Raw genomic sequence first — 12597 nt, 5'->3', positions numbered from 1 at the left:
GGTGAGCGAGTTCGCGCCATGCCTGCCCCTGTCCTGCGCAATCCGGCCACGATCGCCGTGGTGGATGACGATGCGGCCGTCCGGCAGGCAATCGACAGCCTCGTGCGCGCGCTTGGATACAACGCGCTGACCTTCGGGTCCGCCGAGGCATTCCTGCTCGCCCGGATCACCGGCCTCGCCTGTCTCATCTGCGACGTGCAGCTGCCGGGGATCAGTGGCATCGACCTTCTGGCGCGGATGTCGAGCGAAGCGGACATCGTTCCTGTGATCCTGATCACGGCCTTTCCAGATGCCTCCACGGAGCGGCTTGCGCGCTTGGGCATCCCCGTCCTCATCAAACCCTTCATCTCCGAGACGCTTGCGCTTGCGCTCGCAAGGACAGTCGTCCCACCGGCCTGACCTTCGCCCTGCATCGGGCCCAAACCTAGGTATGACTAGCCTGTCAGCCGCGACGGCGCAAATCTCCGACGAGAAAAGCAGGGTTCAGCCGCCCGACGACAGCTTTCTTCCGCAAGATCAGATGCAGCCCTACCGCGCCGTCCGGCAACCTCCGGACGCTATCAGAAGGTGCGACCAATGTCCCAAGCTTCCCCGATTCCCGGCCGCGGCCTGTTGACCCCGCAGGACCACACGATCCTGATGATCGACTTCCAGTCGCAGATGGCTTTCGCCACGCGGTCGATCGACGCGATCACGTTGCGCACGAACGCCGCACTGGTGGCCGGCGCGGCCGCCGGATTCGAGGTGCCGACGATCCTGACCACGGTCGCGGCCGCCGCGTTCTCCGGCCCGATGTTCGACGAGGTGACCGAACCCTTTCCCGGCCAGTCCCTCCTCGATCGGACGTCGATGAACTGCTGGGAGGACGAGGCCGTCATCGAGGCCGTGAACGCGGCCGTGAACGAGCGCGTGGTGCTCTGCGGCCTCTGGACGTCGGTCTGCATCGTCGGGCCGGCGCTCTCGGCGCTCGACCAGGGCTTCGAGGTTCTGGTCATCGCCGATGCCTGCGGCGACGTCTCGGACGAGGCGCACGACCGGGCGATGGACCGGATGGTGCAGGCAGGTGTCCGCCCGATGACCTCGGTCCAGTACCTGCTGGAGCTGCAGCGCGACTGGGCGCGCGGCGAGACCTACGCGATGACCACGGATCTCGCACGGAAATTCGCCGGCGGCTACGGGCTCGGCATCACCTACGCCCGGCAGATGTTCGACGCCTCCGAAGGGCAGACCGTCGGCGAAGCGGCCGAATAGGGTCTGATCCCCCGGAGCCGCCATGAAACCGTATCTCTATTCGCTCGGCGCCGGCCTCATCGTCGGCGTGGTCTACAGCCTGATGGGCGTGCGCTCTCCGGCGCCGCCCGCCATCGCTCTGATCGGGCTTCTCGGCATCCTGCTCGGGGAGCAGATCGCGCCGCTGGCCCGTCACGTGACCCAGAGCACGGCGGTCCACTACCTCAGGACCGCCTGCAGGGAGCATGTCTTCGGCCGCCTCCCCGGCGACCGGGACCACACGACGCAGAGCGACACCAAACCCTCCTAGCCTGTTCCCGCAACCGGAGCCGCCGCCATGACCGACCTCGTCCTCGTCAATGCCAGGATCACGACGCTCGACCGCGAGCAGCCCGAAGCCGAGTCCGTGGCCATCCGGGACGGCCGGTTCCTCGCGACCGGTTCCGAGCGGGAGGTCCGCGCGGCCGCCCGACCGGATGCTCGGGTGATCGACGCCGGCGGGCGTCGCGCGATCCCCGGCCTGATCGACAGCCATACGCATCTCATTCGAGGCGGTCTCAGCTACACGATGGAACTTCGATGGGACGGCCTGACCTCGCTCGCGGAGGCGATGCGCCGTCTCAAGGCCCAGGCGGAGCGCACGCCCCCACCGCAATGGGTGCGGGTCGTCGGCGGGTTCACCTGGGCCCAGTTCGCCGAGAAGCGCCTGCCGACGCTCGAGGAAATCAACGCCGCCGCGCCGGACACGCCGGTCTTCATCCTGCACCTCTACGACCGGGCGCTGCTGAACGCCGCCGCCCTGCGGGCCGTGGGCTACGACAAGGATACGCCGAACCCGCCGGGGGGCGAGATCCAGCGCGACGCGCGCGGCAACCCGACCGGCCTGCTGCTCGCCCGGCCGAACGCATCGATCCTCTACGCGACGCTGGCCAAGGGTCCGAAACTGCCGCAGGACTACCAGAAGACGTCCACCCGCCATTTCATGCGGGAACTGAATCGCCTCGGCGTCACCAGCGTGATCGACGCAGGTGGCGGAGCGCAAAGCTATCCCGACGATTACAAGGTGGTCGACGACCTGCACGCGGATGGGCTGCTGACGGTTCGCATCGCCTACAATCTCTTCACCCAGACGCCGAAGGAGGAACTGGCCGACTTCCGGCGCTGGACGGCCGCGACGGAGCCGGGGCGGGGCGACGACAGCTACCAGGTGAACGGCGCGGGCGAGATGCTGGTCTACAGCGCCGCGGATTTCGAGGATTTCCGCTTCCCGCGCCCCGACATGGCCGACACGATGGAGGCGGATCTGGAGCCGGTGGTCCGCCACCTCGCCGAGGCCAGGTGGCCGTGGCGCCTGCACGCCACCTACGACGAGACGATCACCCGCGCGCTCGACGTCTTCGAGTCCGTCGCGCGGGACGTGCCGTTCGACGGACTCCACTGGATCATCGATCACGCCGAGACAATTTCCGACCGTAACATCGACCGCATCGCGGCGCTCGGGGGCGGAATCGCGGTGCAGCACCGCATGGCCTTCCAGGGTGAGGATTTCGTCGAGCGATACGGCGCCGCGGCGGCCGAGGCGACCCCGCCGATCCGCCGCATGCTGGAGGCGGGCGTCCCGGTCGGGGCGGGGACGGACGCGACCCGCGTGGCCTCTTACAATCCCTGGGTCGCCTTGGCCTGGCTGGTGACCGGGCGCACGATAGGCGGCACATCCCTCTATCCTGCGCGCAACCGGCTCGACCGGACCGAGGCGCTCCGGCTCTGGACCGAGGCCAATACCTGGTTCTCGACCGAGACCGGCAAGAAGGGTCAGATCAAGGCCGGACAACTCGCCGACCTCGTCCTTCTTTCCGACGACTACTTCACGGTGCCGGATGCGGAGATCGCCGGGATCACCTCGGTTCTCACCTTTCTCGGCGGCGCGGCCGTCCACGCGACCCAGGACTTCGACGGCATGGCACCGCCCCTGCCGCCCGCGATGCCGGACTGGTCGCCCGTCCGGCACTACGCCGCCCCTGCCCCGGCGCCACTCGAGACCGCTCGGATCGCGAAAGGGTGCGGCTGCGGCAGCGCCTGCAATGTGCATGGTCACGCACATGCCGGTGCCTGGACGGCAGGCGTTCCCACCACCGACCGGGGCGCCTTCTGGGGCGCACTCGGCTGCTCCTGCTGGGCGTTCTGACGTGGCATTCGATTCCTGCCCCCCCGCGCCCGGCCCGATCCGCACCATCCTCGGCACCGACTGGATCGAGCCGGCAATCCGCATCGCGCTCGCTGCGCCGTTCCTGCAGAGTGGGATTGCCAAGAGCCTCGACTTCCCCGGCGCCACAGCCGAGGTTTCGGGTTTCGGCCTCCCCGCGCCGGCGCTCGTCGCGTGTGCGGTGATCGCGACGCAGCTTGTCGGCTCGATCCTTCTGATGACCCGGCGCTGGTGCTGGCTGGGCGCAGGAATGCTCGCCGTCTTTACCGTGCTGGCGACGCTTCTCGCCCACGGCTTCTGGCAATACGACGGCATGGAACGCGCCCGTCAGGCGGCGACCTTCTTCGAGCATGTCGCGATCATCGGCGGATTGGCGGCCGCGACCCTCCTAGTCGAGCGCAGGGCACGCCGATGAGCACGGCCGAAGCCACCGCCGCCCCCACGCCCGTCCAGACCCCCGGTGCCTTCGCGCCGCTCGGCCAGACCCTCTTCCGGGTGCTCTGGATCGCCACCGTCGTCGGCAATGTCGGCTCCTTCATGCGCGACGTGGCGATGTCCCGGACCGGGATAGACGCGCCGCGTGACCTCGGCGCCGAGGCGACGCAGCAGCACCGCGCTCTCGTCGAACCGCGTCAGGGGAATGTGTGGATCGCGCTCGTGGCAGCTCATGTCCACCGCGAGGCCTTCGAGCCGTGGCGCGTAGTCGAAGCGCTTGGGCGCATGGCCGAAGAGATCGTCGCGCGGTCCGCCCGGCGCGTCGCTGGTCCCGACCAGCGCACCGGAGAACCCGAAAACGCCCGCGAGCCCCGCGCCCTCCCGCGCCGCGTATTCGAGCGCGAGGCAGGCCCCCTGGCTGAAGCCGCAAAGGCTGATCGCGGCACGCGGCAGGCCCTCGGCCTCCAGTGCCGCGATGGCCGCGCCGACCGCGTCCAGCCCCCTGTCGAGCCAAGGCGCGAGACCGGACATCGGCGCGAGGAAGCTCGTCGGCCACCAGGAACGTCCCGGCGCTTCGGGCGCGATCGCGGCGATATCGGGCAAGGCCAGCGCGTCCGCCAGTCCGATCATCTCCTCCGCCGCGGCGCCGCGGCCGTGAAGCAGGATCACGCCGGCATGGGCCCGCGTGGCAGATGCCCCGCCCCGGATCACGAGGCTCGCCGCAACCGGGGATCCAGAGGCGGCAGCATCCTTTCGATCCTCGCACGGGCCGCCTCGTATTTCGGCGGCAGCATCAGCGCGGACCCCATCTCGTCCTGCGTCTCGTCAGTGGCGAAGCCGGGCGGATCGGTGGCGATCTCGAAGAGGACGCCGCCCGGCTCGCGGAAGTAGATCGCGTTGAAGTACTGCCGGTCGATCACCGGCGTGACGTCGAACCCCGCCGTGGCGAGCCGCTCGTGCCACGCGCGCTGGACCTCGTCGTTCTCGGCCCGGAAGGCGACGTGGTGGATCGTGCCGGCGCCGCTGCGCGCGATCGTGGGCGCGTCGGAGCGGATGATGTCCAGCGTCGAACCCCGTCCGCCGCCGGGCGTCGCGAAGCGCAGGCGTTCCACGCCGCCGTCTGTCTCGCGGCCCGTCTCGGCATAGCCGAAATGATCGACGAGGAGGCGGGCCGTCCGGTCGGGATCACGCTCCCAGAGCGTGACGGAATGGAAGCCGTCGAGCCCGTCGCCCGTCGCCGCATCGCTCTCGACGAGTTCCACCGGCGCACGGTCGGGGTCGCTCAGGACGAGCACGCGCTGGCCGAACCGCTCGACCGGACCGTCGAAGTCCACCGCATCGAGGGCGAGCTTCTCCATCCACCCTTCGAACGCGACCTCCGGCACCGCGTAGGCCACGGCGCTCGCCATGCCGGGCCCGGCGCGACCCGGCCCGGCATCGACGAAGGGGAAGAAGGTCATGATCGTCCCGGGCGCACCCGCCTCGTCGCCGTAATAGAGGTGGTAGGTGTCCGGTGCGTCGAAGTTGACCGTCTTCTTGACCAGCCGCTGACCGAGGCAGCCGCTGTAGAAATCAAGGTTCGCCTGCGGCGCTCCGCAGATGGCGGTAACGTGGTGCAGGCCTGGAATGGCGCCGATGGGCATGTGCGGTCTCCGGGATTGGTGTTCGGGTCAGTGTATTCGGGGAACGGTGCCGAACCCAGCAAACCTTGGTATGATCGGGGCCCGGACTTCGAATGCCGCCGCGAGGTGGCCCGGATGTCCGAAAGGATATTCGTCGTCCGGGTCGGCATCAACTCGGAGACGATCGGGTGGATCGCCGTCACGCGCGGCCACCCGGTCAAGCTCCGAAATCGTGGTGCCGCTCCGCCAGGTCATCCCTGCCGGACCTGATTGGATGCCGCGATGACGGACGGACCGGCTGATTGGTCTTTCAGGAAGGTATGGAGCGCCGCCACGGCTTGCGCCCCCTCCCCCACGGCCGCGGCGACGCGCTTGGTGGAACCCGAGCGGACGTCGCCGATCGCGAAGACGCCGCCGCGGCTGGTTTGCAGGGGGGGCATGGCCGGTCGGAGATCGCCGCCAGTCATCACGAAGCCCTTCGCGTCCATGCGGATGCCGGACGTCGCGAGCCATTCGGTTCGCGGCTCCGCCCCGATGAAGAGAAAGACGTGCCGCGTGGAATACCGCGTCTCCGCGTCCATATCGGTCTCGTGCCAGCGAACGGCGTCCAGCGCGTCGCCTGTCCCTTCGAGCGCGGTGAGCCGGGACCCGGGCCGCACTTCGACATTCGGCAGGGCCGCGATGCGCTCGACGAGATAGCTCGACATGCCGGCCGAGAGATCCCTTCCGCGAACGAGGACCACGACCCGCGCCGCATGGGCGGCGAGATAGACGATCGCCTGGCCCGCGGAATTGCCGCCGCCGACCAGCACGACATTCTCGTCCTTGCACAACGTCGCTTCCAGGGGCGACGCCCAGTAATGGATGCTGGTCTCCTCGAAACGGTCCATCTCCGGCAGATCGAGGCGCCTGTACCGGGCCCCCGTCGCGACGATCACGGCCCGGGACCGGACCCGGTGGCCGCCCGCGAGGAGAAGGCTCAACTCCTCGGCCGGATCGGCCCCGGACGCCAGCACGACCGCCTCTTCCGGAATCGCGGACTCCACGCCGAACTTCTCGGACTGGTTCTTGGCCCGGGCCATCAACGCCATGCCGCTGATCCCCGTGGGGAAGCCGAGATAGTTCTCGATCCGCGCGGAGGCACCGGCCTGGCCACCGAAGGACCGGCAATCCAGCATCAGCACCGACAATCCCTCGGAGGCGGCATAGACCGAGGCGGCCAGTCCGGCCGGTCCGGCCCCGACGATCACGACGTCGTAGGTCCGGGTCTCGTCGATCGTCCCGCCGATCCCGAGGCAGCGGGCCAGTTCCGTCTCGGTCGGGTTGCGCAGGATCTGTCCGCCCGGACAGATGACGATGGGGAGTTCCCCCTCGCAGAGCTCGAACCGTTCGATCAGCGCAGCCGCGCCCGAGTCGTCCGCGGGATCGAGGCGCTGATGCGGATGCCCGTTGCGCGCGAGAAACCCCTCGAGCCGCAATATGCGGCCATCCCCGGCGGTTCCGAGGATGATCGGACCGCCGATGCTGGACCGCAGGAGGTTCACCCGTCGCAGGATCAGGGCGCGCATGATGCGCTCGCCGATCTCCGCCTCCGCGATCAGCAGGGCCCTGAGGCGATCGGGCGCGATGACGAGGGCCTGCACGTCGTCATCGGCGGTGGCATCCACCAGCGATGGCCGCCCCGAAATCTGCGCGATCTCGCCGAGGAAGGTGCCGACCGTCTGGCTGGCGATCTGTGTCCTGACGCCGGACGGATCGGCGTGGGAAATGGTCACGCTGCCCCGCTGGAGGATCACCAGGCCATGCCCGGTCTCGCCGGCCCGGTACAGGGCTTCCCCGGCGCCGAACGTCTGCGTCGCGCCGAACCGGGCCAGGCGCATGATCTCATCGGCGGTGAGGGTCGGGAAGGCCTGGGCCTGCCGGCCCCCGAATGCGTCCGCCGCGTCGGAACCGGCCTCGTGCTGCATCTCGTCCATCGTCACCACGATCCGTTCCCTGGTTTGCGCTTTGGCGAGGGCCGGCAGATCGGCGCGGGTTCGGACCCTGCCGCGCTTCCAGGCTCAAGGGTAGAAGACGCCGCCCGTCGCGCGTTTCGGCTTGCCGATGCTTTGCGGCAGCGGAATGAAGTCGGCCTCGTCGCCCGGCACCGTGTCGAAGCGCCCGCGGGCCCATTCTTCCTTCGCCGCCTCGATCCGCTCGCGGCGGGACGAGACGAAGTTCCACCAGATGTAACGCGGCCCCCCCATCGGCGCGCCGCCGAAGAGCATGAAGCGGGCATTGTTCGTCGCCCGGACCGTGATCGGGTCGCCGGGGCGCAGCACCAGAAGTTGCGCCGGACCGAAGCGGTCGCCGCCGATCTCGATTTCGCCCGAGATCGTGTAGAGGGCGCGCTCCTCGTAATCCGGGTCGATCGGCATCGTCCGGCCGGCGGCGAGCCCGACATCGGCGTAAAGGGTCTCCGACGCCGTCACCAGTGGCGACGTCTCCCCGAAGGCGCGCCCGGCGATCAGCCGTGCGGTCACTCCGTCGACATCCACGTTCGGCAAGGCCTCGGCACCGTGATGCAGGAAGGCCGGGTCGTCCTCCTCCTGATCCTCCGGCAGCGCCATCCAGGTCTGTATCCCGAAGAGCCGCTGGCCGTCGCGCCTTCGCGTCGCGCTCGTCCGTTCGGAATGGACGATCCCGCGGCCCGCCCGCATCCAGTTGACGGCGCCCGGCTGGATCGCCTGTTCGGTGCCGAGACTGTCGCGATGCAGGATCTCGCCTTCGAACAGATAGGTCAGCGTCGCGAGGTTGATATGCGGGTGCGGCCGCACGTCGATCCCCTGATCCGTCAGGAACTCCGCCGGCCCCATCTGGTCGAAGAAGATGAAGGGACCGACCATCTGCCGCTTCGTCGAGGGCAGGGCACGGCGCACCGTCATCTCTCCCAGATCGACGGCGCGCGGGACGATCAGGATGTCCACCGCATCGACATCCGCGCGGCTCCCGAGCTTGGGGTCGGGGCATGGGCTCCAGCTCATTCTCGCTCCTCTTTCGCATCGCGTCCGAACCGACCGCCCCTCTGTGCCGTCGAGGGCGTCTCGGGGCGTTGGCTTCACATCGTTCGCGGCAAGCCTAGAACCATTCGTGGGCGGCAAGCCATCATATCGAAGTATGATCGGCGGGTCGGCTGAGGTTCCCTTCCGAAACGTCTGTCGCGCACGATTCGCCGTCGCGGGCGGCGAAGGCTCGACCCCGCGGGGCCCCGACCCACGGGTCGGGTTCGGAAACCCCGGGCCGAGGCCACGTCTCGGGGCGCCGTCGGCCGAGTGTCGAAAGCCGTGCCGCGACTGGCCCGCCATATCAAAGTATGCCGACGTTTCGGTCCGTGTCCTGCAGGAGATCCGTGGAAAGACGCCGAGGTCCGGCCCCGCCGGCGCCGAAGCCGTATACCTTGGTTCGCTGGGGCGCGCCGGAGTTTGCCGTTACCTCTTTGACCGACCGTCGAGCCCACAGGGCGGAACGGTCCAGACGCTGCGCCCGCACGCCGTAACCGCAACGGGCCGCACCCAAGCCCGGCTCCGATGCCCACACATTCGATGGAGGGTTCGCCCATGTCCGCGAACGAAGTCCCGCGCAACACCAGCTTCCTGCCGAACCGCCGCGATTTCATCGAACTCGGGCTCGCCATGGGCACGTTCGCCGCGATGCCCGGACTGGCGGGAGCCGCCACACACCTGGAAACGGAAGGACCTTTCACCATGGCCTATGTCACGACCGAAGACGGCACCGAAATCTTCTACAAGGATTGGGGTCCGAAGGAAGCCCAGCCGATCATGTTCCATCACGGCTGGCCGCTTTCCAGCGACGACTGGGACGCGCAAATGCTGTTCTTCCTGCATAACGGCTTCCGCGTTATCGCTCACGACCGGCGCGGCCACGGCCGGTCCGCCCAGGTGAGCGAGGGGCACGACATGGACCATTACGCGTCCGATGCCTTCGCGGTCGTCGAGCATCTGGACCTTCGCGACGCGGTGCATATTGGCCATTCGACCGGGGGCGGCGAAGTCGCGCGCTACGTCGCCCGTCACGGCGAGCCGGCCGGACGGGTCGCCAAGGCGATCCTCGTCAGCGCCGTCCCGCCCATCATGCTGAAGACCGAAGCCTATCCCGGCGGGTTGCCGATCGAGACCTTCGACGGGTTCCGCGAGGGTGTCGCCGGAAACCGCGCGCAACTGTACCTCGATGTCGCTTCGGGCCCATTCTACGGCTTCAACCGGGACGGCGCGACCATCTATCCCGGCGTGATCCAGAACTGGTGGCGCCAGGGCATGGTGGGCAGCGCGAAAGCCCATTACGACGGCATCGAGGCCTTCTCCGAAACCGATCAGACCGAGGATCTGAAAGCGATCTCGGTCCCGACGCTCGTGATGCACGGCGACGACGACCAGATCGTTCCGATCGGCAACTCGGCGATGTTGTCCTCGGAATTGCTGCCGAACGGCACGCTGAAGGTCTACGAGGGCTATCCACACGGAATGCTCACGACCCATGCCGAGGTCATCAACCCCGACCTGCTGGCCTTCGTAAGGGATGGCGCATAGCCTCGCCAGGCAGGCAGCATATGCAAGTCTGGTAACCTGGCCCGATACCTCAGGAGAGGCATCGGGCCTGTCGCACTCAATTGCCCGCCAGAACATCGCGCCAGCGACCATTGCACTCGATGTGCTTGAAGCGAACGCCTCCGCGCGCTGACCCCCTCGAACGGGAACGGTCAGGTGAGAAGGGTCTCGTTCAGGACGAAGTTGTTCTCGGCGAGGTCGCTCACGCGGATATCCGCCAGGACAAGGGATTCCGATGGGCCTTGTTGCGCAAAGCCTGCCTGGGATTCACATCGCGAGTCCGGCGACATAGCTGAGCGGCATGTCCAAACCTGCGCCCACCCGCTATCGCACCCTGAACTGGTCCAGCTACGACGCATCGCTACGAGCGCGGGGGTCGCTGACCGTCCGCTGACCGACAGTGCATTGCGCAGCAATGTCACGAAAGGTTGGTTCGACCCGGACATGGACTGGCATGCGGCACCGTCGGGCAAGCGCGGCCGTCAGCAGACTTTCTCGGACGCGGCGATCCAGGCGTGCCTGACGATCAAGGTCCTATTTGGGCTCCCGCTGCGCCAGACGACGGGCTTCGTGGCGAGCCTGCTGCGGCTTGCGGGCCTCGATTGGCCGGTGCCCTTCGTCGGGCGATCCTTCCACTGGAAGGCTCGCTGATCCTCCTCAGTCTCGACGCTGTGCCGGCGCTAGAAGACCCTGGCCGTGCAACTGCCCTACCGGGGATCGGGTGGGCCGCTGCATCTCCTGATCGACAGCACCGGTATCAAGGTCCGGGGCGAAGGGTGCGCAGGGACCGTGGCCCCATACGGGGCCGCGTAAGCCCGCAGCACGGCATGCACGCAAGCATGGCGGGGCCAAGCGCCGCGTGTGGCGCAAGGTGCACTTGGCGGTGGACGAGGCGACGCTGGAAGTCCGAGCCGTCGAGATCACCGGGAACGGCGTCGGCGACGCGCCGATGCTGCCCGGTCTGCTGTCGCAGATCCCCACGGGCGAGCCGATCGCGTCGGTGACCGCCGACGGCGCCTATGATGGCCGCGCCTGCCGCGACGCCATCGCGTCCCAGGCCGCCGAGGCGATCATCCCGCCGCGTCGCGACGCGAAGCCCTGGAAGAAAGACAGCCCCGGAGCTGCACCGAGGAACGAGGCCCTGCGCGCCATCAAGCGCTTCGGCAGGACGCTTGGCGCCGATGGAGTGGCTACCACCGCCGCAGCCGCATCCGCATCCGCATCCGCATCCGCATCCGCATCCGCATCGAGACCAAGCCTTTCGGGACATTGCTTCGCAATGCCCTGCCGGCCAATGGATGAACTGCATGAAGCTTCTCGGCCAAAGGCTCGCCGCCCGAGACTTCGACCGCCAGACCGCCGAGCTCCAAGTCCGCATCGCCAGCCTCAACCGCTTCACCTCACTCGGCATCCCCGCCACGCAGCCTGTCGGCTGACGTTAAACGGGGGAAGGGGAAGTCCGCCCGTCAGGAGATTTGCGCAACAGAGCCATCATGAACCTTGCATCGCGTGGAGGTCCGATTTCAGCCCTTATTGATCGATGAAGCGCAACGGACGAATGGCGGCTGTGGTGCCTGCATGTCTCTGGACCTGAACTATCGGGCTTTCAGCAAGCGGTCGAAGAACGAAATCATCTCTCTCCAACCCCGCTCGGCCGCCGCTTCGTCGTAGCTGGGGAAGTCCGGCTTCATCCATCCGTGGCCGGCCGAATAGGTTTCGTGCGTGTAGGTCACGCCCGCCGCGTGCAAGGCGGACTGGAAGTTGTCAGCCATGGCGGGCGGATAGAACTCGTCGGCCTCGGCTGCCGCGATATAGAGTTCTGCATGCAGTTTCGAGGCGCAGAGGTGCGGGCTATCTGGTGCGTCGGATGCCAGGCCGCCCCCGTGGAAGCTCGCAGCCGCGGCGACCCTGTCAGGGTAGGTTCCTGCCGTTGCAATGGCCATCCCGCCTCCCATGCAGAAACCGATCGTGCCGATCTTCGTCCCACGCACGTCGGATCGCGCGTCGGCGCAGGACAGGATAGGTGCGGTATCCTCAGCCGCGATGGCGTTGCCGGTCGATGCCATGAGTGGGCCGAGGATCGCGGCGACATCGCCGGCCAAGACCTCCGCCGGAACCAATGGACCATAGGCACCATGGCGATAGAATAGATCCGGGACGAAAACGACGTAGCCCGCGTCTGCGAGCCGTTGGGCCATGTCGATGACAACCGGACGAATGCCGCCTGCGTCGAAGTAGAACAGGATAGCGGGCCCGCCTTTGCCGTCCTTGGCGGTAAGGACGTGCGTCGTGCAGTTGCCGTCGCGTGCGTGGACCGTGATCTGCTCGTGCGCCATCGTTTGGCCTCCGGAGGGTCCGGTTGAGGGGCGGCCTCGATGCCCGGCATTGACCCGTATATACATACGAACGTATGCAAGTCGCAGAAGTGGTTTGCAAGGCAGTAGCTATGACGAACAGAAAGGTGCTCTCGACGCCCGGCCACCTGATGAGCGTTGCGGCGCGC

The 12597-nt window shown here is 67.8% G+C and carries 10 protein-coding genes and 3 pseudogenes; 8 read left to right on the top strand and 5 right to left on the bottom strand.

The genetic code is table 11. The annotated features are described in order from the left end of the window. Positions 1 to 18: 18 nt before the first annotated feature. The 6 genes and pseudogenes from Q1A87_RS16165 to Q1A87_RS24225 form a co-directional block, all read left to right on the top strand. Positions 19 to 399: a response regulator gene (locus Q1A87_RS16165; RefSeq protein WP_299653450.1), complete on the top strand. Its 381-nt coding sequence runs from the start codon at positions 19 to 21 to the stop codon at positions 397 to 399. Between the two features lie 177 nt (positions 400 to 576). Further along, positions 577 to 1251 carry a hydrolase gene (locus Q1A87_RS16160; protein ID WP_299653449.1) on the top strand — a complete coding sequence of 225 codons (675 nt, stop codon included), beginning with the start codon at positions 577 to 579 and terminating at the stop codon, positions 1249 to 1251. A 22-nt stretch (positions 1252 to 1273) separates the two neighbouring features. After that, positions 1274 to 1540, top strand: a complete 267-nt coding sequence (locus Q1A87_RS16155) for a DUF1427 family protein (protein WP_299653448.1) — start codon at positions 1274 to 1276, stop codon at positions 1538 to 1540. Between the two features lie 27 nt (positions 1541 to 1567). Continuing rightward, positions 1568 to 3415, top strand: coding sequence for an amidohydrolase (locus Q1A87_RS16150; RefSeq protein ID WP_299653447.1), 1848 nt, complete (start codon positions 1568 to 1570; stop codon positions 3413 to 3415). Between the two features lies 1 nt (position 3416). After that, the gene (locus Q1A87_RS16145) at positions 3417 to 3848 is read left to right on the top strand and encodes a DoxX family protein (RefSeq protein WP_299653444.1); all 432 of its coding nucleotides are present in this window, start codon (positions 3417 to 3419) and stop codon (positions 3846 to 3848) included. Beyond that, positions 3845 to 3946 (top strand): annotated as a pseudogene (locus Q1A87_RS24225) (hypothetical protein); the annotation flags it as partial. The gene Q1A87_RS16145 and the pseudogene Q1A87_RS24225, both read left to right, overlap by 4 nt. Positions 3947 to 4201: 255 nt before the next feature. On the opposite strand, the pseudogene Q1A87_RS24220 reads toward Q1A87_RS24225, so the two are convergent. The 4 genes and pseudogenes from Q1A87_RS24220 to Q1A87_RS16125 form a co-directional block, all read right to left on the bottom strand. Beyond that, a pseudogene (locus Q1A87_RS24220) lies at positions 4202 to 4579 on the bottom strand (phospholipase); the annotation flags it as partial. Then, positions 4576 to 5511, bottom strand: coding sequence for a ring-cleaving dioxygenase (locus Q1A87_RS16135; protein WP_299653438.1), 936 nt, complete (start codon positions 5509 to 5511; stop codon positions 4576 to 4578). The gene Q1A87_RS16135 and the pseudogene Q1A87_RS24220, both read right to left, overlap by 4 nt. A 230-nt stretch (positions 5512 to 5741) precedes the next feature. Next, positions 5742 to 7466: an FAD-dependent oxidoreductase gene (locus tag Q1A87_RS16130; RefSeq protein ID WP_299653435.1), complete on the bottom strand. Its 1725-nt coding sequence runs from the start codon at positions 7464 to 7466 to the stop codon at positions 5742 to 5744. Positions 7467 to 7550: 84 nt separating this feature from the next. After that, complete coding sequence (locus Q1A87_RS16125; protein ID WP_299653432.1) at positions 7551 to 8513, bottom strand: pirin family protein; 963 nt, start codon at positions 8511 to 8513, stop codon at positions 7551 to 7553. A 720-nt stretch (positions 8514 to 9233) separates the two neighbouring features. On the opposite strand from Q1A87_RS16125, the gene Q1A87_RS16120 reads away from it, so the two are divergent. Beyond that, positions 9234 to 10076: an alpha/beta hydrolase gene (locus Q1A87_RS16120; protein WP_363323010.1), complete on the top strand. Its 843-nt coding sequence runs from the start codon at positions 9234 to 9236 to the stop codon at positions 10074 to 10076. A gap of 319 nt (positions 10077 to 10395) precedes the next feature. Continuing rightward, a pseudogene (locus Q1A87_RS16115) lies at positions 10396 to 11530 on the top strand (IS5 family transposase). A gap of 159 nt (positions 11531 to 11689) precedes the next feature. Here the strand turns inward: Q1A87_RS16115 and Q1A87_RS16110 are convergent. Further along, positions 11690 to 12430, bottom strand: a complete 741-nt coding sequence (locus Q1A87_RS16110; protein WP_299653426.1) for a dienelactone hydrolase family protein — start codon at positions 12428 to 12430, stop codon at positions 11690 to 11692. Positions 12431 to 12597: the final 167 nt, after the last annotated feature.

Source organism: uncultured Jannaschia sp. (genome assembly GCF_947494055.1).
Taxonomy (GTDB): domain Bacteria; phylum Pseudomonadota; class Alphaproteobacteria; order Rhodobacterales; family Rhodobacteraceae; genus Jannaschia.
Note: the sequence above shows the minus strand (reverse complement) of the source record. Positions and strands in the feature narration are given on the sequence as shown.